Source organism: Vibrio sp. YT-17 (assembly GCF_033337375.1).
In the GTDB taxonomy this organism is placed as follows: Bacteria; Pseudomonadota; Gammaproteobacteria; order Enterobacterales; family Vibrionaceae; genus Vibrio; species Vibrio alginolyticus.
Window position 1 is genome coordinate 12,661 of record NZ_JAWOQP010000001.1, and the last position, 19,930, is coordinate 32,590.

Annotated in this window: 18 protein-coding genes; 9 read left to right on the forward strand and 9 right to left on the reverse strand. The window is 45.7% G+C overall.

The window, feature by feature from the left end:
• Nucleotides 1-183 precede the first annotated feature (183 nt).
• From ettA to R7F67_RS00065, 3 genes are all read left to right on the forward strand, one after another.
• Nucleotides 184-1,851 (forward strand): energy-dependent translational throttle protein EttA, encoded by a 1,668-nt coding sequence (ettA, locus tag R7F67_RS00055; protein ID WP_005381894.1) that lies wholly within the window; start codon nucleotides 184-186, stop codon nucleotides 1,849-1,851.
• Between the two features lie 230 nt (nucleotides 1,852-2,081).
• Entirely contained in the window at nucleotides 2,082-2,441 is a 360-nt protein-coding gene (locus R7F67_RS00060; protein ID WP_017636157.1) for a PilZ domain-containing protein, read from the forward strand.
• Nucleotides 2,442-2,480: 39 nt separating this feature from the next.
• Complete coding sequence (locus R7F67_RS00065) at nucleotides 2,481-3,482, forward strand: M23 family metallopeptidase (protein ID WP_053304360.1); 1,002 nt, start codon at nucleotides 2,481-2,483, stop codon at nucleotides 3,480-3,482.
• A gap of 77 nt (nucleotides 3,483-3,559) precedes the next feature.
• Here the strand turns inward: R7F67_RS00065 and tyrA are convergent, their stop codons facing one another.
• The 3 genes from tyrA to nagZ all read right to left on the reverse strand — a co-directional run bounded on the left by tyrA (nucleotide 3,560) and on the right by nagZ (nucleotide 6,976).
• Nucleotides 3,560-4,687, reverse strand: a complete 1,128-nt coding sequence (gene tyrA, locus R7F67_RS00070; protein ID WP_005381901.1) for a bifunctional chorismate mutase/prephenate dehydrogenase — start codon at nucleotides 4,685-4,687, stop codon at nucleotides 3,560-3,562.
• A gap of 21 nt (nucleotides 4,688-4,708) precedes the next feature.
• Entirely contained in the window at nucleotides 4,709-5,785 is a 1,077-nt protein-coding gene (locus tag R7F67_RS00075; protein WP_017636159.1) for a 3-deoxy-7-phosphoheptulonate synthase, read from the reverse strand.
• Nucleotides 5,786-5,992: 207 nt separating this feature from the next.
• Nucleotides 5,993-6,976, reverse strand: a complete 984-nt coding sequence (nagZ, locus tag R7F67_RS00080) for a beta-N-acetylhexosaminidase (RefSeq protein WP_005381905.1) — start codon at nucleotides 6,974-6,976, stop codon at nucleotides 5,993-5,995.
• A gap of 99 nt (nucleotides 6,977-7,075) precedes the next feature.
• On the opposite strand from nagZ, the gene R7F67_RS00085 reads away from it, so the two are divergent.
• Both R7F67_RS00085 and murQ read left to right on the forward strand, forming a co-directional pair.
• The gene (locus tag R7F67_RS00085; RefSeq protein ID WP_053304359.1) at nucleotides 7,076-8,188 is read left to right on the forward strand and encodes an anhydro-N-acetylmuramic acid kinase; all 1,113 of its coding nucleotides are present in this window, start codon (nucleotides 7,076-7,078) and stop codon (nucleotides 8,186-8,188) included.
• 36 nt (nucleotides 8,189-8,224) lie between these two features.
• Nucleotides 8,225-9,154, forward strand: a complete 930-nt coding sequence (murQ, locus tag R7F67_RS00090) for an N-acetylmuramic acid 6-phosphate etherase (protein ID WP_005381910.1) — start codon at nucleotides 8,225-8,227, stop codon at nucleotides 9,152-9,154.
• Between the two features lie 51 nt (nucleotides 9,155-9,205).
• Here murQ and R7F67_RS00095 read toward each other — a convergent pair whose 3' ends face one another.
• The gene (locus tag R7F67_RS00095; protein ID WP_005381911.1) at nucleotides 9,206-9,478 is read right to left on the reverse strand and encodes a hypothetical protein; all 273 of its coding nucleotides are present in this window, start codon (nucleotides 9,476-9,478) and stop codon (nucleotides 9,206-9,208) included.
• A 114-nt stretch (nucleotides 9,479-9,592) separates the two neighbouring features.
• On the reverse strand, nucleotides 9,593-9,934 hold the full coding sequence (locus R7F67_RS00100; RefSeq protein ID WP_005381912.1) for a DUF2799 domain-containing protein: 342 nt from the start codon (nucleotides 9,932-9,934) through the stop codon (nucleotides 9,593-9,595).
• 280 nt (nucleotides 9,935-10,214) lie between these two features.
• Between R7F67_RS00100 and R7F67_RS00105 the strand changes: the two genes are divergently transcribed.
• The 4 genes from R7F67_RS00105 (at nucleotide 10,215) to R7F67_RS00120 (ending at nucleotide 14,868) form a co-directional block, all read left to right on the forward strand.
• On the forward strand, nucleotides 10,215-11,699 hold the full coding sequence (locus R7F67_RS00105) for a carbon starvation protein A (protein WP_005381914.1): 1,485 nt from the start codon (nucleotides 10,215-10,217) through the stop codon (nucleotides 11,697-11,699).
• Between the two features lie 193 nt (nucleotides 11,700-11,892).
• Nucleotides 11,893-13,563, forward strand: coding sequence for a sensor histidine kinase (locus tag R7F67_RS00110; RefSeq protein WP_005381915.1), 1,671 nt, complete (start codon nucleotides 11,893-11,895; stop codon nucleotides 13,561-13,563).
• A 31-nt stretch (nucleotides 13,564-13,594) separates the two neighbouring features.
• On the forward strand, nucleotides 13,595-14,323 hold the full coding sequence (btsR, locus tag R7F67_RS00115) for a two-component system response regulator BtsR (RefSeq protein WP_005381917.1): 729 nt from the start codon (nucleotides 13,595-13,597) through the stop codon (nucleotides 14,321-14,323).
• A 71-nt stretch (nucleotides 14,324-14,394) separates the two neighbouring features.
• Nucleotides 14,395-14,868, forward strand: a complete 474-nt coding sequence (locus R7F67_RS00120; protein WP_054576673.1) for a low molecular weight phosphatase family protein — start codon at nucleotides 14,395-14,397, stop codon at nucleotides 14,866-14,868.
• 46 nt (nucleotides 14,869-14,914) lie between these two features.
• Here R7F67_RS00120 and ispH read toward each other — a convergent pair whose 3' ends face one another.
• The 4 genes from ispH to ileS all read right to left on the reverse strand — a co-directional run bounded on the left by ispH (nucleotide 14,915) and on the right by ileS (nucleotide 19,889).
• A complete protein-coding gene (ispH, locus tag R7F67_RS00125; RefSeq protein WP_005381920.1) occupies nucleotides 14,915-15,880 on the reverse strand; it encodes a 4-hydroxy-3-methylbut-2-enyl diphosphate reductase in 966 nt (321 codons plus the stop codon).
• Between the two features lie 24 nt (nucleotides 15,881-15,904).
• The gene (fkpB, locus tag R7F67_RS00130; protein WP_005381922.1) at nucleotides 15,905-16,336 is read right to left on the reverse strand and encodes an FKBP-type peptidyl-prolyl cis-trans isomerase; all 432 of its coding nucleotides are present in this window, start codon (nucleotides 16,334-16,336) and stop codon (nucleotides 15,905-15,907) included.
• A 144-nt stretch (nucleotides 16,337-16,480) separates the two neighbouring features.
• Nucleotides 16,481-16,987: a signal peptidase II gene (gene lspA / locus R7F67_RS00135; protein WP_005385948.1), complete on the reverse strand. Its 507-nt coding sequence runs from the start codon at nucleotides 16,985-16,987 to the stop codon at nucleotides 16,481-16,483.
• A gap of 73 nt (nucleotides 16,988-17,060) precedes the next feature.
• Complete coding sequence (gene ileS / locus R7F67_RS00140) at nucleotides 17,061-19,889, reverse strand: isoleucine--tRNA ligase (protein WP_017821497.1); 2,829 nt, start codon at nucleotides 19,887-19,889, stop codon at nucleotides 17,061-17,063.
• Between the last annotated feature and the right edge of the window lie 41 nt (nucleotides 19,890-19,930).

Consider the following 19,930-nt stretch of genomic DNA (forward strand, 5'->3'; position numbering starts at 1 on the left):
ATAGAAAACACTTCGTCATTCTTAACGAATAACAAAAGTGTATACCCTAACCGTGTAAGTTTCCGGTCAGCTCAAAATAAGAAATCCATTCGTTAGGGAAATTCTTGCAATGCGGTAACAAAAACAAAGCAGTTGGTATAAAATGATGGGTTTGAATGACAGTTAATTTAGGAACGATCGGCAATGGCTGAATACGTATATACCATGTCGCGGGTGAGCAAAATTGTGCCACCTAAGCGTCAAATTCTTAAAGACATCTCTCTGAGCTTCTTCCCTGGTGCGAAAATCGGTGTTTTAGGTCTGAACGGTGCAGGTAAATCCACACTGCTACGTATCATGGCAGGTATCGACACGGATATCGACGGTGAAGCGCGTCCACAACCTGGTCTAAACGTAGGTTACCTACCTCAGGAACCAGTATTAGACGAATCAAAAACCGTTCGTGAAGTTGTTGAAGAAGCGGTTGCTGACGTTGCTGACGCTCTGAAACGTTTGGACGCAGTCTACGCAGCTTACGCTGAACCAGATGCAGACTTCGACGCACTTGCAAAAGAGCAAGGCGAGCTAGAAGCCCTTATCCAAGCGAAAGATGGTCATAACCTAGAAAATGCGCTTGAGCGTGCAGCAAACGCACTACGTTTACCTGAATGGGACCAAAAAATTGCGCACCTATCAGGTGGTGAACGCCGCCGTGTGGCTATTTGTCGCTTGCTACTTTCTAAGCCAGACATGCTATTGCTTGATGAACCTACCAACCACCTAGATGCAGAATCAGTGGCTTGGCTAGAGCGCTTCTTAGTGGATTACACAGGTACCGTAGTGGCCATCACCCACGACCGTTACTTCCTAGATAACGCTGCGGGCTGGATCTTAGAACTGGACCGTGGTGAAGGTATCCCATGGGAAGGCAACTACACCTCATGGCTGGAGCAAAAAGACGCTCGTCTACAACAAGAAGCCTCCCAAGAGAGTGCTCGCCAAAAGACTATCGAGAAAGAGCTTGAGTGGGTACGTAAAAACCCTAAAGGTCGTCAAGCGAAGTCAAAAGCACGTATGGCTCGCTTTGAAGAACTGCAAAGCTCTGATCATCAAAAACGTAATGAAACCAATGAACTATTTATCCCACCAGGTGAGCGTCTAGGTGATAAGGTTATTGAAGTGAAGAACCTGACCAAGTCATTTGACGGTCGAGTTCTAATTGATGACCTGTCATTCAGCATCCCTAAAGGTGCAATTGTTGGTATCATCGGTGCTAACGGCGCAGGTAAATCGACGCTATTCAAGATGTTAAGTGGTACTGAACAACCAGACTCGGGCACAATTGAGATGGGCGATACAGTAAAACTAGCATCTGTCGATCAGTTCCGTGACAGCATGGACGATTCTAAAACCGTATTCCAAGAGATCTCTGAAGGTGCTGATATCATTAAGATCAACAACTTCGAAATCCCAGCTCGTGCATACTGTTCACGCTTTAACTTTAAAGGCAGTGACCAACAAAAGATTATTGGTGAACTATCGGGGGGTGAGCGTAACCGTGTCCACCTTGCGAAGCTTCTTAAAGCGGGCGGCAACGTGTTGCTACTCGACGAACCAACCAACGACCTTGACGTTGAAACACTGCGTGCTCTAGAAGAAGCATTACTAGAGTTCCCTGGTTGTGCAATGGTTATCTCGCACGACCGCTGGTTCCTTGACCGTATCGCAACCCACATCATTGACTACCGTGACGAAGGCCAAGTTAACTTCTACGAAGGTAACTACACAGAGTACATGGATTGGTTGAAGAAAACATTGGGTCCTGAAGCCGCAGAACCACACCGTATCAAATACAAGCGTATTGCGAAGTAATCGCAACCCACAAAGTTTGATTGTAATTTGTACAAAGGCCGCTATCATAGCGGCCTTTGTTTTCTTTGTTATAAAAAGAGCTCATTAGCCCGTCTCGTTCGTTAAGAACATGACATAGCACTTACGTCACTCTGTAGCGACCTCGACACTTTTCAAACAACAATCGAACATTTTTTGTTCGTATTGATATACTATTCAATTCTGTTTGACGACCTGACGAGAATATTCATATGACAGAGAGACGACGCTTTTCACGTATTCTCCATCAAGCTCCAGCTAAGATAGAACAACGTGACTTGGTAATTGAAGCTAGGATTCAAGATCTTTCCTTGCATGGTTTACTCATGAAAGTGGAAGAGACTGAGGCTTTGGATCCAACCCTTCCAGTCCATGTGACTTTTTCATTTGATCAATCCGAACAAGTGATTACGTTAAAAGCGCAAATTGTGAATGTCTCTAAGTGTGAGGTGAGGTTGAAGATCGCTAAGATAGACATCGAAAGCATTAGCCAACTAAAACGATTTATAGAATTGAATGTAGGCAATAACGACCTTCTGAATCGAGAGTTAGAGCACCTCTCTGGTTTTTAGGAGAAAAATAAATGAACGCCTATTTAAGTAACAATAACTATGTCTAAAAAAATCATCATGCAGATCCCGACGAAAGACGGCGATCAGCAGTTCTATTTGGGCCGCAGTTCGGTCCTAGCAGTATTTGCTTCAGTATTGGCATTACCCGCCGTCGTTTGTGGCGCGTGGTACCTTAATCAGCAGCAGATGCACAATAAAGACGAACTAACACAAATCATCGCCAAACTGGAAAGTGAAAAGGCCGAAGTGACGGCTCTTTACGAAGAGCAGCTTGATACCAATCATTCACTTTCCCAGTCTTTGACTGACAAAAACAATCAAATTCAGCTATTGGGCAAACGGGTATTCGACGTTGAATCGGTTTTAGGTCTCGCAGACGAAGAGTTGATGATCGATGAGAACAGCATGGGGTTAGAGGAGCGAATTGACGCAGCCGCTATCGATTCTGCTGTTCGAGCGACGATGTTCCGTTTGATACCAAATGACAGTCCAGTCACATACCAACGTATTTCTTCTTCTTACGGCAGTCGTATTAATCCGATTTCAGGTAAGAGACATGTTCATACTGGTATCGATCTGACTTGTAAAAGAGGAGAAGAGATCCTGGCACCGGCTGACGGTGTGGTGGAAACCGTTCGCCCGAGCAATCGTGGTTATGGTAACTATGTCACCATTCGTCACTCATTTGGCTTTATGAGCTCCTTTGCTCATCTACAACGCTTCAAAGTGAAAAGCGGTCAGTTTGTTAGTAAAGGCGACATCATTGCTCAATGCGGTAACTCTGGCAACTCCACAGGGCCACACTTGCACTATGAAGTACGCTTCCTCGGACGAGCACTCAACCCTCAATACTTAATGGAGTGGACGCCAGAAAACTTCAATGACGTCTTTGAAAAAGAGAAAAAAGTGAAATGGGGACCTTTGGTTCAATTGATTGATAACGTTGTACGTCTACAAGTCAATTTAACCAATTCACCCTATCGCGATACCAGTATCAACACAGTATCAAGTGAAGATACGAGTAATACTGCGACGAACTGATTTGTCCATCAACACGAAAAAGAGCAGCTTACGCTGCTCTTTTTGTTTCGGACTCTGCACGGCTAAATGACCCGTGATTAGCCGCGATGAATATTATCATTCGCCTGTTTGAGTAAGTTTTGGCTCTCATTCATAAATTGTTGAGAATAAGTACCAAACCAATCACTCACCTGCTTAAAGCTTTCGATGAATCGCGCTTTGTCTCTGCTATCCAGAATCGCTACCGCATCACCTAAACGCTGATGGAATCGCTTGATCATATCGATATTCTCTTGAGAAGAGAAAATGATATCACCGTACAAGTTCGGATCCTGACCAAACAGTCGTCCCACCATCGCCAATTCAAGGCGGTAGATTGGCGAGCTTAACTTCAACAACTGATCGATGTTCGGATTCTCTTTGCTAAGGTGCATACCGTAAGCAAACGACGTGAAGTGGCGCAGCGCCTGAATCAACGTCATGCCATGATCGTGCTCTTGTGCATCGATTTGGCACAAGCTTGCGCCCCAAATCCCAAACTGTTGCAATAGCCATTGGTAATGCTCGTGACCACGGCCATCACAGTACACAATAACCTGCTTGGCAAGGCTCGGAACATCTGGGCCAAACATTGGGTGTAAACCAACCACAGGACCTTGGTGCACATTCAACATTGCTTGCAGAGGCTTCGACTTGATAGAAGTCAGGTCACACAGAATACAGTCTTGCGGCAAGTTCCCCAGTTTTTCGATCACCCCTTCCGTTAGATGAATCGGCACCGTGACCACGACTAAACCCGCGTTGTCTAGAATCTCGTCCGCATGATCCCAGTCTTTACTGCCGAGAACTTTGACCTGGTAGCCCGACAATTTGAACATACGCCCAAACAGGCCACCCAATTGACCATTACCACCAATAATAACAACTGAGCGTAAATCAGGGTTCAAACACTTAAAACCGGAATCTTTCTCGCTGGCATAAGACTCACGCATTGTTCGACGCAGAATATCTTCAATAAGCTGTGGAGGAATTCCCATTTTTTCAGCTTCAGCGCGACGAGAAGCTAACATCGCCGCTTCGCGGTCTGGAGCATAAATTGGCAAACCATGTTCGCTTTTTACTTCCCCAACTTTCTCTACGAGCGCTAAACGCTGAGCCAATAGCTCCAACATTTGCTTGTCGACTGCATCAATCTGATCGCGTAATGCGTTAAGTTCAACTGCCATTGATGTTCCTTAAATCCTGTATTAATTAGCCTTTAGACGATTTTCTAAGAAAGGCACTAGCTCTTCATGTGCATGACGTAATAGTGCCTCAGTTGAATCCCAATTGATACATGCGTCAGTGATAGATACACCGTATTTCATCTCTTCAAGAGCTACGTCAGAAGATTGATTTCCTTCATTGATATGGCTTTCAATCATAAGACCGATAATAGATTTATTGCCTTCACGGATTTGATGAATCACATCCTCCGCGACTAATGGCTGGCGACGGTAATCTTTACGTGAGTTGGCGTGACTGCAATCCACCATTAATGAAGCATCAAGACCAGATTTCGCCATCTCTTGCTCACACTCAGTGACTGATACCGAATCGTAGTTAGTTTGCTTGCCGCCACGTAAGATCACATGTCCATTAGCATTGCCCTGGGTGGTTAATAGTGCGACTTGTCCCTCACGATTAATTCCCATAAAACGGTGGCTAGAGGACGCAGCTTGCATCGCGTTAATTGCGGTTGCCAAACTGCCATCCGTGCCATTCTTAAAACCGATTGGCATAGACAGGCCGCTTGCCATTTCACGGTGAGTTTGTGACTCCGTCGTACGAGCACCGATGGCTGCCCAGCTAAAAGTATCCGCCAAGTATTGTGGGCTAATTGGGTCTAGAGCCTCAGTCGCGAGCGGGATTTCCATCTCTGCCAGCTCCACCAGAAGTTCGCGTCCAACATGCAGACCGTGTTCAATATCGAAACTGCCGTCTAGGTGTGGGTCATTGATCAGGCCTTTCCAGCCGACCGTGGTGCGCGGCTTCTCAAAGTAAACACGCATAACAATATACAGTTGGTCACTTAGTTGTTCAGAGAGTGCTTTAAGGCGCTTTGCGTAATCCTTCGCCGCTTCTACGTCGTGGATAGAACATGGACCGCATACAACAAGCAGGCGGTGATCCTTCTTGTGAATAATATTAGCGATAGTTTGACGAGACTCTTGAATAAAGCGACGTGCTTTTTCACTCAAAGGAAGCTTGGTTTTTAGTTCCTCCGGAGTAATAAGAACCTGTTCTTCGATAATATTAATATTGCTCAACTCACTTTTCTGCATAACTCTAACCTGTATATTTATTTTTACACCCAACCAAACCCTTGGTGAGACAACTAAGCTTTAACGACAAGATAACAGGCTAAAAAAGAAAAACAAGCGTACAGAATAAAAAACATTTATTGTAAATAAAAGTTTACAGTTAAATAAAAAGCCAAAGCATAATTAACTTTGGCTTCTAATCGCTGTTTTGAATCTTTTACAAGAGGTTTAGCTAGTCAAGCGTTTCATCGCTTCACTCGCCGCTTTCCACTCTTGAGATAGCTTAAGTTCGCTTGGAGAAAATGACTGTTTTTTCAGTAATCCATCCGCGAGTGGCACGGTTGAAACCGGTAAGTTGTCTAATACTTCAACGTGCGCTTCTCGTTTATTACACATTAACAACATATCGCAGCCAGCTCTCAATGCTTGAGCACCTCGCTCGGCTGGGCTGCCCATAATCGCAGCGCCTTCCATGGTCAAGTCATCCGAAAAAACCAAACCTTTAAAACCCAATTGCTGACGCAGAACCTGTTTTAACCAGTATTCAGAACCGCTGGCTGGTTGAGCATCATAATGTGGGAAAATCACGTGAGCAGGCATCATGGCATCTAAAATACCGGCATCAATTTGCGCTTTGAAGATCGCCATATCTTGTTCAAAAATATCACTGCGCTCGTCGTATGGTGTTTCTAGATGTGAGTCTGCAATCACGCCACCATGTCCAGGGAAGTGTTTGCCTGTCGTTGCCATGCCAACACTCTTCATTCCTTGCATATAAGCAGTGCTATAGCGAAGAATGGTATCGGCATCTTCACCGAATGCACGGTTACCGATCGCTTTACATTGATGGCCTTGGTCAAGTACCGGGGCAAAGCTTAAATCAATATCATGGGCAATCAGCTCTGCTGCCATTAACCAACCGCCCATACGAGCAAGCTCTTCGCCATTTTGATGTTTAGCGTACTCATCAGCAGCAGGAATTAATGAGAAACCTTCACGAAAGCGCTGCACTCGGCCGCCTTCTTGATCCACACCGATCAAAAACGGGCGCTTAGCCGCCTTTCGGATGGATTGAGTAAGTGCTTGAAGCTGTTCGCTATCATGATAGTTGCGAGCAAATAGAATTAAGCCACCAACCGTAGGATGCTCCAAGATTTCTTTGTCTTCAGCGGTCAGTTCATACCCCGCAACGTCAACCCATAACGGTCCCATGTTTTCTCCTCAAAATCGGCTGAATATCTCGTATTCGATGAGGTTATTCGCTTCAGATTTGCTTTACAATAAGTGAATGAAGAATTGACGAGATCGGCTATGAAATTTAACGAACTGTACATTGGTGTGATGTCTGGAACGAGTATGGATGGTGTTGATACCGCTCTAGTTGAAATAAGCGATGAGCACGTTCGTCTGATTGCGCACGACGACTACCCAATGCCCGCAGCACTAAAAGACATGCTGTTATCTGTTTGTACCGGTCAAGCAACAAATTTAAAAGCCATAGGTGAACTTGACCACCAGCTCGGCCACCTATTTGCAGATGCCGTGTTACAGCTGCTCAATAAGTCTGGTTACGTCGCAGAGCAAATTCGTGCGATTGGTAATCACGGTCAAACAGTGTTCCATCAGCCTACCGGAAACTTGCCGTTTACCACTCAATTGGGCGATGCCAACATTATCGCGGTCAAGACAGGCATTGATACGGTAGCGGATTTTCGTCGTAAAGACATGGCGCTAGGTGGACAAGGTGCCCCACTCGTCCCTGCTTTCCATAAAAGCATTTTTGCGATGCAGGATTCCACAACTGTGGTACTTAACATTGGAGGCATTGCCAATATCTCGGTACTGCATCCAGAACAACCAGTCATTGGCTATGACACAGGCCCGGGCAATATGTTGATGGACGCATGGTGTGCGCTGCATACTGGGCAAAGCTTCGACGAAGATGCACAATTTGCACTTAAAGGAACGGTAAACGCTACTTTGTTGACTCAATTACTCAAAGAAGCTTACCTCGCCATGCCTGCCCCTAAAAGTACCGGGCGAGAACTGTTCAATATTGACTGGCTGCATCAACAACTGGCCCATCACAATTTACCAATCGAAGACGTACAACGTACACTTTGCGAGTATTCTGCAATTACCATTGCCAACGAAGTCGACAAGTTTTCTCATGGCATCACACCTCAACTATTAGTCTGTGGCGGTGGAGCAAGAAACCCGCTTTTGATGCAGCGACTAGCTAAGTTATTGCCACAATGGAGCGTTGCGACAACGGCAGAAAAAGGTGTTGATGGCGATTACATGGAAGCAATGGCGTTTGCTTGGCTTGCGCAGCGCCATATTCACGGCCTCCCTAGCAACTTACCGGAAGTTACGGGGGCAAGTCGTCTCGCTTCACTGGGTGTACTCTATTCAAAAAATTAAGGGCAATATATCCTAAACAAAAAGGCTTAATTCATTATGACGAACGATGCACTTATCGCAGCTTTATCCCATCTGGTATCTGAAGGGCGAAACCCAGACACCATGGACATCGACTTGCTGCCTTCTCTCGATATTGTTCAACGCATCAACCAACAGGACAAACTCGTTCCTCTTGCCGTTGAAAAAGTGTTGCCTGAGATCGCTGAAGCCGTTGATAAGATCACGGAAGCATTTAAGGTCGGAGGTCGGTTGTTTTACATCGGTGCGGGTACCAGTGGTCGACTTGGCGTTTTGGACGCTTCAGAATGCCCACCAACTTTTGGCACAGATCCAGAGATGGTCGTTGGTATTATTGCCGGTGGAAAAGAGGCAATGTTCCGTGCAAAAGAAGGGGCGGAGGACGACCCTACATTAGGCGAGCAAGATCTTAAAGAGAATACGCTAACACAACGCGATGTCGTCGTTGGTATTGCGGCAAGTGGACGAACACCTTACGTGATTGGTGGCTTAGAGTATGCGAACGAGCTTGGTGCCACCACTGTAGCACTATCTTGTAACCCTGACTCTCCGATTGCAGATATTGCTGATATTGCGATTAGCCCCGTTGTTGGACCTGAAGCGTTAACGGGATCCACTCGCTTAAAATCAGGGACAGCACAAAAACTCGTACTGAACATGCTCACTACCGCAAGCATGATTCGCCTAGGCAAAAGTTATCAGAACTTAATGGTAGATGTGAAAGCGACGAATGCAAAGCTAGTTGCAAGAGCGGCTCGTATTGTTATGCAAGCAACAGATTGTACTAACCAAGAGGCTAAAACGGCGCTCAAAGAAACGGACTACGACGCCAAGTTAGCGATTTTGATGATTTTAACCGGGCTGGATAGAGAAAGCGCGACTGAGCAACTGAACGCCAAGCAAGGATATTTAAGAAAAGTCGTGATCGCGCAAACTAATCAATCTTAATCAATAAAGCGCCTCACTTATTTAAAAGTCAGGCGCCTTTTATGGCTTAATTTAGTAGTTCAATCGTTCAATGTGAGTAATACCGACTTTACCTTCAAGGTCACTGAACATATGAACCATTGCTGGGTATGGTTGTGCTCCAGGGTAGACAACTTCTGCATTACAGAAAAACGCATAGTTTTGTCCGGCTACGACTTGAGTAGCCACAACCAAAGGGGAGTATTTGACACCGACAAACCCCTCGATACCTTTAGCAAATACTTCTTTATTCTCTGCTGTGAGTTCATGAAATGGACTCCAGCCACCAGCCATTTGCGTTGACATAATGTGATTCCTTTTTTTCTGTGCTCACTATCAAGCAATATGAACATAGTTTAATAAGGGGGATTTTGCCACATTTATGTGATGCAGACAGTGTAACAACGGCTTTATTGACTATTAATTTGAGTATTCATTCCAACCACGTTGCCATTCCATGCGGAATTTTTGCGCTTGCTCAGTACCTTCACAAACCCCTTCGTAATACTGACCAGATAACCCCATTTGATACGCAAAAGCAGGATTACAGTACTCACGTAAACCTTCTAAATAACCTTGGTCGTAGTCACTTTGCTTAACACTACCCAACTCACGAAGCTCGCTCATCGTGCGCGATGTGTGTCCGGTTATGCCATCTTGATATCCGATCTGATGCCAATCTCCCGACTTGGCAAGATCTGCTGTCGTTGCTGTGCATCCTGCAAGTAAAGCCAGTGCCAGACCTACCGTTACCTTTTTCATGGTTCTTCCTTAAGTAATTGTTTTCAAAAATAAGCTTACCACTAATTATTGGCGCTTGCCGCTGAGCTTGCAGATTTAACCACTGATGACTCAAATCAGCCGCTCAAGACTGTCATCAACCTTTCGCCATTTTTAAAAACCGCTCAAGCAGCATATCGACCACTCAGTGCTCTATTCGACCACTCATCTACTAACCGAATGCATTTAACACAAGTGACGCATAACATGCATCCTGAGATTAAAAAATTACCCTACCCAACTAAGACCAAGGACAATTGCTATGATGTGGTTTCTAACCTGTGTCGCAGCCCTAATCGGCGGATACTTCATCTACGGCGCTTTCGTCGAGAAGATTTTCGGCATCAATGAAAAACGCCAAACGCCAGCTCACACCAAATCGGACGGTGTTGACTTCGTTCCAATGTCAACAAAGAAAGTTTACCTAGTTCAACTACTTAACATCGCAGGTGTTGGTCCAATTTTTGGCCCGATCATGGGGGCACTATACGGTCCTGCGGCGATGCTTTGGATTGTAGTCGGTTGTATTTTTGCTGGTGCAGTACACGATTACTTCTCAGGCATGCTTTCAGTGCGTAACGGCGGTGCATCTGTACCTACCATTACAGGTCGCTACCTAGGTAATGGCGCAAAACACTTTATGAATATTTTTGCCATTGTCCTATTGCTTCTAGTTGGCGTAGTGTTCGTTTCAGCCCCTGCTGGCATGATTACTAACCTCATCAATGATCAAACAAGCTTGAGCGTAAGCATGACTACAATGGTTATTGCTATTTTTGCTTACTACATCATTGCGACGATTGTTCCTGTCGATAAAATCATTGGTCGTTTCTACCCACTGTTTGGCGCCCTACTTATCTTTATGTCTGTTGGTCTAATGACAGCCGTTGCTTTCTCTAGCGAACACACAGTAATGGGTGACTTCCAAGTTTCGGACATGTTCTCTAACCTCAACCCAAATGACATGCCGTTATGGCCTGCATTGTTCATCACTATCGCATGTGGCGCTATCTCTGGCTTCCACGCAACTCAGTCTCCACTGATGGCGCGTTGTATGGAAAATGAGAAAAACGGTCGCTTCGTATTCTACGGTGCAATGATTGGTGAAGGTGTTATCGCGCTAATTTGGTGTGCTATCGCTCTGTCTTTCTTCGGCTCTCTAGACGCTCTATCAGAAGCTGTGAAAAACGGTGGCCCTGGTAACGTGGTATACAGCGCATCATTTGGTCTGCTAGGTGTGTTCGGTGGTATCCTTGCGTTCCTGGGTGTGGTTATCCTACCAATTACGTCTGGCGATACAGCGTTCCGTTCAAGCCGCTTGATCCTTGCTGAATACTTCAACATGGAACAAAAAACGCTACGTAACCGTCTACTGATGGCACTTCCACTGTTCGTTATCGGCGGTATCTTAACTCAAGTAGACTTCGGCATTATCTGGCGCTACTTCGGTTTTGCAAACCAAACAACAGCGGTAATGATGCTTTGGACTGCGTCCGCTTACCTACTGCGTCACAACAAGCTGCACTGGATTACCACTATCCCAGCTATCTTCATGACCACGGTATGTGTCACGTTCATCTTAAACAACAGCTCGCTAGGTTTTGGTCTGCCAATGCAACTATCAACTATCGTAGGTATTGTGTTTGCCCTAGCTGTGACAGGTTACGTTATCAAAACCTCTAAGGGTAAAGGTGAAACTGAACTGGCTGACGAAGAGAAACCACAAGCCGTATCAGAAACAGCGTAATACTCGTCACATCTGAGTGACTAAGATAGGAGCCTGCCAATTGCAGGCTCTTTTTGTTTTATACCCAAGTCACTTTAAGGTTCAGAAAGCACAGCGCAGCATCATTTACTTAGCTGTTCTTATCTATCTGAGCCAAGCATCTTGAGGTTACTTAGGTATACAATAACAACATTGATTCTAGGTTAGGTTCACTATGGAACTGGTCATCTCCCTTTTACAACAGATGTGTGTGTACTTAGTTTTGGCTTACATGCTAAGTAAAACGCCAATCATCTTACCTTTGCTGAGTATTTCTTCGCGCTTAAGCCACCGCCTAATTTGTTACGTACTCTTCTCTGGCTTTTGTATTCTCGGCACCTATTTCGGTCTGCACATCAACGATGCTATTGCCAATACTCGTGCGATCGGCGCAGTTATGGGCGGGCTGTTTGGTGGACCTGTTGTAGGTTTCGCCGTCGGATTTACTGGTGGCATCCATCGATACTCTCTTGGTGGCTTTACTGACCTAGCCTGCGCAATTTCAACCACCGCCGAGGGCGTAATTGGTGGCTTGCTCCACGTTTACCTTATCAAGCGAAATAAAGGCGCATTGCTGTTTAATCCAAGCGTCGTATTCAGCGTCACGTTTGTTGCAGAAGTGGTGCAAATGATTTTGCTGCTCGCCGTCGCGAAACCTTTTGATCAAGCCTATGAACTGGTGTCCGCTATTGCAGCGCCTATGATCATCGCGAACTCATTTGGTGCGGCGTTGTTCATGAGTATCCTGCAAGACAGAAAAGCAATCTTTGAAAAGTTTTCTGCGACGTTTTCGCGTCGAGCGCTCACCATTGCTGATCGCTCAGTGGGAATTCTAAGCAACGGCTTCAACACCGAAAACGCAGAGAAAATCGCACGTATTATTTACGAAGAAACCAAAGTGGGCGCTGTCGCGATTACTGACCAAGAAAAGATCTTGGCGTTTGTGGGCATTGGCGATGATCACCATAAACCGAACACGCCGATTTCATCGCAAAGCACATTAGACTCCATGGAGAAAAACGACATCATTTATCTTGATGGTGCGGAGCGTCCATACCAATGCTCCATTGCAAAAGATTGCAAGCTCGGATCTGCGCTGATCATCCCACTGCGTGCAGGGAAAGAGGTCATTGGTACCATAAAGCTGTATGAACCGAAGCGTAAATTGTTCTCGACGGCCAACATGTCGATGGCGGAAGGAATAGCCCAGCTTCTATCTAGCCAAATCCTTTATGGCGATTACCAACAACAACAAGCCTTACTCGCCCAAGCAGAAATAAAATTGCTTCACGCTCAGGTGAATCCACACTTTTTGTTTAATGCACTCAATACTATTAGTGCGATTACTCGTCGTGACCCTGACAAAGCGCGCGAGCTAATCCAAAATCTATCGCACTTCTTCCGCAGCAATTTAAAGCAGAACATTAATACCGTGACGTTAAAGGAAGAGCTTGCACATGTGAACTCGTACTTGAGCATCGAAAAAGCGCGTTTTACGGACCGCTTAGAGGTTGAAATCGATATTCAACCTGAATTGCTGGACATCAAATTACCAAGCTTTACACTCCAGCCTTTGGTTGAGAATGCCATTAAGCATGGCATTTCAAACATGCTTGAAGGTGGTAAAGTTCATATATACAGCGAAGCACACCCACAAGGTCACTTGATTACCGTCGAAGACAACGCAGGCAGTTTTGAGCCGCCAAAAGAAAACCACTCAGGGCTAGGTTTAGAAATTGTCGACAAGCGTCTCACTAATCAATTTGGACGTGATGCAGCGCTAAAAATTACGTGCGAGCCACATCAATTTACTAAAATGAGCTTTATCATTCCCCCAAAATCATAAAAGCACGCTGAAGCAATAAAGGTAATGTTGGATGTTAACCGCACTCGTCATTGATGATGAACAGTTTGCTCGTGAAGAGCTAGCAGAGTTACTGGATGAAACAGGCCAAGTTGAGGTCGTGGGCGATGCCTCAAACGCAATCCTCGGCCTAAAAAAAATCAATGAACTCAAGCCTGATGTGGTGTTTCTCGATATCCAAATGCCTCAAGTCACGGGGATTGAATTACTAGGGATGCTTGATCCAGAAACCATGCCTTATGTGGTTTTTGTCACGGCTTATGATCAGTATGCGATTCAAGCATTTGAAGACAATGCCTTTGATTACTTGCTCAAACCTGTCGACCCATGCCGGCTAACTAAAACGGTAAAACGACTAAACAAAGTCATTAGCCAATCCGCCCTAACGCAACAACTGTCTGCTATTACGCCTGACACTTTAGATCAGATACCGTGCATCGGACACAACCGCATCGTTATCATGGCCACCGACACGGTGGAATGTGCTTACAGTGATATCAGCGGCGTACATGTACGCTCCACCAGCCAGACCGCGAGCACCCAACTGACATTAAAAACGTTGGAAGAGAAAACCCCTCTAGTCCGCTGCCATCGTCAATACTTAGTCAGTATTAAAGCGATTAGCGAAATCAAGTTACTGGAAAATGGGTTAGCGGAAATCATCACCAAAACAGGCTTTGAGATACCAGTAAGCCGCCGCTACTTAAAGGTGCTCAAAGAGATGCTCGGCATTAGCCACTAACACAAAAACTTCACACATCATCGCTGAGTTTCCGCTAGCGTATAAATAGGACGCTCTGAAAAGACGAGGCGATGATGTATAAAGTTTTATTCATATGTAAGCACAACGCTGGACGAAGCGTCCTCGCGGAGTCAATCGCAACCAATATCCTGCCAGCAGATTTTAGTGTCACCAGTGGAGGCTCACATCCCACAGGCAAGGTGCACCCAGTGGTGCAAAAATATTTAGATGACCACCGACTCCCCATTCCGCATATCCACACGCATTCATGGGAGGAGCGAACTCAGTTTCTTCCCGACATCGTTATTATTCTCTGTGATTCTTTACATCAAGAAACCGCTCCTCAGTGGCTTGCGGGGGGCGTTCGAGTAAACTGGCAAGTTGATGCTTTTCCGACCTATGGTTCTGATGAAGACATGTACGCACATTGCGAAAAGGTTGCTCAATCGCTTGAGCGAAGAATCACGAAGATGTCTGATATGATTATCGATGGTTTAGGAAAAGACCAAATTCGTGATTACCTAAATGAGTTAAGAGAGATGTAAAAAAGGCGACCCACAGGTCGCCTTTTGAATATTCGATAAATAGAGACTAATCCACTTGCTTGATTTGAAGTTCTTTAGGTACTTCAAAGAACATATTCTCTTCACGGCCAAGTACTTCATCAACCGCTTCGGCACCAACGAGTTCTTTGATTCGCTCTAGAATCTGATTAACGAGCTCTTCCGGAGCAGATGCTCCCGCAGTCACGCCGACCTTTGTTTTGCCTTCGAACCACTCAGGTTTGATATCTTCCGGACAGTCGGTTAAGTAGCCAGGTGTCCCTAGCTTTTCAGCTAGCTCTTTAAGACGTGTAGAGTTTGATGAGTTTTTAGAACCCACCACAACCATCACATCTACGTCACCAGCTAGTTCACGTACGGCATCTTGGCGGTTTTGTGTCGCATAACAGATATCGTCTTTACGTGGACCTTGGATATCTGGGAACACGCGGCGTAGCTCTTCGATAACATCGGCAGTTTCATCGACAGAAAGCGTCGTTTGGCTTACGTAATGAAGATCGGATGGATCTTTCACAATCGCCTTCAGTTTCTCAACATCGGCTGGAGTTTCAACCAAGTACATACCACCGGTTTCACTGGCGTATTGCCCCATCGTACCTTCGACTTCAGGGTGACCTGCGTGACCAATCAGAACCACTTCCATATTACGACGGCTCGCACGCGCCACTTCCATATGCACTTTGGTTACTAAAGGACACGTTGCGTCAAATACGGTCAAATCACGCTGCTTGGCTTCCTGACGAACTGCCTGCGATACACCATGAGCGGAGAAAATCACAATGTTGTTGTCTGGCACTTCGTGCAGTTCTTCAACGAAGATAGCACCACGCTGTTTTAGACCTTCAACCACAAAACGGTTATGCACCACTTCATGACGCACATAAATCGGTGGCTGATACATCTCTAGCGCACGCTCTACGATGCTAATCGCGCGGTCAACACCAGCACAGAAACCACGTGGGTTAGCTAACAGGATTTTCATTTCATTGCTCATGGAAGTTATCTTTTATTTGGTTCGCTATTCTACTGACAAAATTTCAACTTCGAAAGTCACGTCTTGTCCCGCTAGAGGATGGTTGAAGTCCACAGTGACTGAATCGCCTGCAATCTCTGTAATAATGCCCGGGATTTCCATGCCATCAGGGCCACTGAAGGCCATGATTGTACCAACTTCCACTTCTGCATCACCTACAAATTTAGTGCGATCCATATAGTGAATATGATCAGGGTTTGGCATACCAAACGCGTCTTCTGCCTTTAGCTCAATCGCTTTTTGTGCGCCTGTTTCGAGGCCTATCAAGCACTGCTCAAAGTTTTCACTCAAGCTGCCATCACCCATAACAAATTTCGCTGGTTTACCCATGTTATGAGTACTATCTGCAACCGATCCGTCTTTCATTTTAATCGTAAAGTGAAGGGTTACTACCGATTCATTGGTTATTGTTGTCACGTTAATGCTTCCTTGTTCTTGGGTTATTACGCTGTCAGCTTGGTCTTTTTATACATTGATATGCTGATTGGCGCTCCAACATAATAAAAAGCGTCGCTCGAATCAACGGACGACGCTTAGGGTTATTCGATATACCGCAAAAGATTACTTGTCAGCGTCTTTTTTACGGAAGCCATCCAGAATAATCATTGCCGCACCAATACAGATCGCCATGTCAGCAAGGTTGAATGCTGGCCAGTGGTAGTTACCCCAGAAGAAGTCTAGGTAATCAACAACAAAGCCATGAACGACGCGGTCAAACACGTTGCCCACTGCACCACCAATAATCAGTGCATAAGCAATGTTGTTCCATTTTTCTTTTGCTGGAAGCTTGCTCATCCAGTAGGTCAAAAGACCCGTCACAACAAACGCGATACCTGTAAATAACCAACGCTGCCAACCGGCTTGATCGCTCAAGAAGCTGAATGCAGCACCGTAGTTATGAACATAAAGTAGGTTGAAGAATGGCAACACCTCAATTCGGTTTGCCCATCCGTAGCCCATGTTGTCCATCACCACCAATTTGATGCCAATATCTGCAATAAATACCAGAATTGCTAACCACAGCCAGCGAACTCCAGATTGCTTTAACGTCAGTGCTTTTTCACTCATTACTTTACCTACAAACAGCCCCAGTAAATACTGGGGCTGTTAATTTTAAAAAAAGTTCAGTCGTTCTAGGCAATTACGCGAATTTACGTACTTCACCTTCGCCGTCTACGTTAGACACACAACGACCACAGATCTTCTCGTGACCTTCAATTGTGCCTACGTCTGGCGTGTGGTGCCAACAACGGTCACACTTCTCGCCTTCAGCTGCTGCTACTTCTACAAACAAGCCTTCGATATCTGTGGCTTGTGCTGCATCCGTCTTCTCACCTAGAGGCTTAACTTTCGCCGCAGAGGTTAGTAGAACAAAGCGCAGTTCATCTTCAAGTTTGTTGATCTTCGCCGCTAGTGCGTCATCAGCAAACAGAGTCACTTCAGCTTGTAGTGCACCACCAATGGTTTTCTCTTTACGCGCATCTTCTAGAAGTTTGTTTACCGCACCACGAACCGCTTGGATCTCAGACCAGAATTCGTTGTTCAGCTCTTCACCTTCAGCAAGACCGAATAGACCGTCGAACCACTCACCAGTGAATACGAACTTGTCGCGTTGACCTGGCATTTCGTTCCAGATTTCATCTGCAGTGAACGACATGATTGGCGCCATCCAACGAACTAGCGCTTCTACGATGTAGTAAAGTGCAGTCTGACAGCTACGTTGAGCGTTGCCGCCACGTTTTGCTGTGTACTGACGGTCTTTAATTACGTCTAAGTAGAAAGAGCCCATTTCGATTGAACAGAATTGCATTAGACGCTGAGTTACACCGTGTGTGTTGTACTCTTCGTATGCTTTAACAATCTCTTCTTGTGCTGCTAGTGCACGACCAACCGCCCAGCGATCTAGCGCAACCATCTCTTCAACAGGAACGATGTCTGTTTCAGGGTTGAAGCCGCTCAAGTTAGCTAGGAAGAAACGCGCTGTGTTACGGATACGACGGTACGCATCTGCGCTGCGTTTTAGGATTTCATCAGAAACCGCAACTTCACCAGTGTAGTCTGTAGAAGCAACCCATAGACGAAGAATGTCAGCACCTAGCTTGTTGGTTACGTCTTTTGGCGCAACCACGTTACCGATAGATTTAGACATCTTACGACCCTGACCGTCAACCACGAAACCGTGTGTCAGTACTTGTTTGTAAGGTGCTTCGTCTTTCATCGCAATAGATGAAATTAAAGAAGATTGGAACCAACCGCGGTGTTGGTCAGAACCTTCTAGGTATAGGTCTGCACTGTTGCCGTTGTACTCTTCACGAGCATCAACAACAGAGAAGTGAGTGACACCTGAATCGAACCATACGTCTAGCGTATCTAGCACTTTTTCGTATTGGTCAGCGTCAGCACCTAGTAGTTCAGCGGCATCTACATCCCACCATGCTTGGATGCCTTTCTCTTCAACCAGCTTAGCGACTTTCTCGATCAGCTCTAGCGTGTTTGGATGAAGTTCTGCTGTTTCTTTATGAACAAACAGAGCAATTGGCACACCCCAAGTACGTTGACGAGAGATACACCACTCAGGGCGACCTTCGATCATACCTTCGATGCGGCTTTGACCCCACTCAGGCATCCACTCTACATTCTTGATTGACTCTAATGCTTTAGCACGTAGGCCAGCTTGGTCCATAGAAACGAACCATTGAGGTGTAGCACGGAAGATGATTGGGGTCTTATGACGCCAACAGTGTGGGTAGCTGTGCTCGTAAGCGTGGTGGTGTAGTAGTGCACCTTTTTCTTTTAGTACTTCTACTACTGCATCGTTCGCTTTAAATACGTGCTGACCAGCAAATAGCTCTGTATCTGGTAGGTAAACACCGTTTGAGCCAACTGGGTTTGCTACTTCTAGGTTGTACTTGTTACCAACCGCGAAGTCTTCTTGACCGTGACCAGGAGCAGTGTGAACAACACCAGTACCTGAATCAGTCGTAACGTGATCACCAAGGATCGCCGGTACAGTGAAATCGTAGAATGGGTGTTGGAATTGAGAAAGCTCTAGGTCCGCACCTTTAGCAAAGCCAAGGTTGTGGAAGTGCTCGATACCCGCACGGTCCATTACGTCTTTCGCTAGCTCAGCAGCAACGATGATACGCTCAGCGTTGTCGCCTTCTGTTTGGATAAGCACGTACTCTAGATCATCACGTAGACATACTGCGCGGTTTGCAGGCAGTGTCCAAGGTGTTGTTGTCCAGATAACGATAGATACGTCACCGTGACCTTCATGACCTTCTGTCAGTTCAAATTTAGATAGCAGTGCCGCTTCGTCAGCCGCTTTAAAACGAACGTCGATAGATGGCGATACTTTATCTTTGTATTCTACTTCCGCTTCAGCAAGAGCAGAACCACAGTCTGTACACCAGTGAACAGGTTTGAAACCTTTTAGCAGGTGACCATTGCTTGCGATCTTACCAAGAGCACGAATAATGTTCGCTTCAGTTGCGAAATCCATAGTGCGGTATGGCTTGTCCCACTCACCCATGATACCAAGGCGTTTGAAGCTCTCTTTCTGACCTTCAACCTGACCTGCTGCGTATTCACGACATTTCTCGCGGAATTCCGCTGCTGTCACTTTTTGGCCTGGCTTACCTACTTTCTTCTCTACCATTAATTCGATTGGTAGACCGTGGCAGTCCCAGCCTGGGATGTAAGGTGCGTCAAAACCTGAAAGTGTTTTGGATTTAATAATAATGTCTTTAAGAATCTTGTTTAGTGCGTGACCAATATGAATGTCACCATTTGCGTAAGGAGGGCCATCGTGCAATACGAATGACTTTTTGCCTTTCTTAGCTTTACGGATTTCACCGTAAAGATCTTCTTTGTACCAACGCTTAAGCATTTCTGGCTCACGATTGGCCAGGTTGCCGCGCATTGGAAACCCTGTTTCAGGTAAGTTCAGGGTATCTTTATACTCACTCATCGATTCTTAATTCCGTTATATTGGGCGAAAATTAGACATTA

Bases quoted from the DNA above. Each gene is read 5' to 3' on its own strand.
- ettA (WP_005381894.1), top strand. From the start codon at position 184: ATGGCTGAATACGTATATACCATGTCGCGGGTGAGCAAAATTGTGCCA.
- R7F67_RS00060 (WP_017636157.1), top strand. From the start codon at position 2,082: ATGACAGAGAGACGACGCTTTTCACGTATTCTCCATCAAGCTCCAGCT.
- R7F67_RS00065 (WP_053304360.1), top strand. From the start codon at position 2,481: ATGTCTAAAAAAATCATCATGCAGATCCCGACGAAAGACGGCGATCAG.
- tyrA (WP_005381901.1), bottom strand. From the start codon at position 4,687: ATGGCAGTTGAACTTAACGCATTACGCGATCAGATTGATGCAGTCGAC.
- R7F67_RS00075 (WP_017636159.1), bottom strand. From the start codon at position 5,785: ATGCAGAAAAGTGAGTTGAGCAATATTAATATTATCGAAGAACAGGTT.
- nagZ (WP_005381905.1), bottom strand. From the start codon at position 6,976: ATGGGACCGTTATGGGTTGACGTTGCGGGGTATGAACTGACCGCTGAA.
- R7F67_RS00085 (WP_053304359.1), top strand. From the start codon at position 7,076: ATGAAATTTAACGAACTGTACATTGGTGTGATGTCTGGAACGAGTATG.
- murQ (WP_005381910.1), top strand. From the start codon at position 8,225: ATGACGAACGATGCACTTATCGCAGCTTTATCCCATCTGGTATCTGAA.
- R7F67_RS00095 (WP_005381911.1), bottom strand. From the start codon at position 9,478: ATGTCAACGCAAATGGCTGGTGGCTGGAGTCCATTTCATGAACTCACA.
- R7F67_RS00100 (WP_005381912.1), bottom strand. From the start codon at position 9,934: ATGAAAAAGGTAACGGTAGGTCTGGCACTGGCTTTACTTGCAGGATGC.
- R7F67_RS00105 (WP_005381914.1), top strand. From the start codon at position 10,215: ATGATGTGGTTTCTAACCTGTGTCGCAGCCCTAATCGGCGGATACTTC.
- R7F67_RS00110 (WP_005381915.1), top strand. From the start codon at position 11,893: ATGGAACTGGTCATCTCCCTTTTACAACAGATGTGTGTGTACTTAGTT.
- btsR (WP_005381917.1), top strand. From the start codon at position 13,595: ATGTTAACCGCACTCGTCATTGATGATGAACAGTTTGCTCGTGAAGAG.
- R7F67_RS00120 (WP_054576673.1), top strand. From the start codon at position 14,395: ATGATGTATAAAGTTTTATTCATATGTAAGCACAACGCTGGACGAAGC.
- ispH (WP_005381920.1), bottom strand. From the start codon at position 15,880: ATGAGCAATGAAATGAAAATCCTGTTAGCTAACCCACGTGGTTTCTGT.
- lspA (WP_005385948.1), bottom strand. From the start codon at position 16,987: ATGAGTGAAAAAGCACTGACGTTAAAGCAATCTGGAGTTCGCTGGCTG.
- ileS (WP_017821497.1), bottom strand. From the start codon at position 19,889: ATGAGTGAGTATAAAGATACCCTGAACTTACCTGAAACAGGGTTTCCA.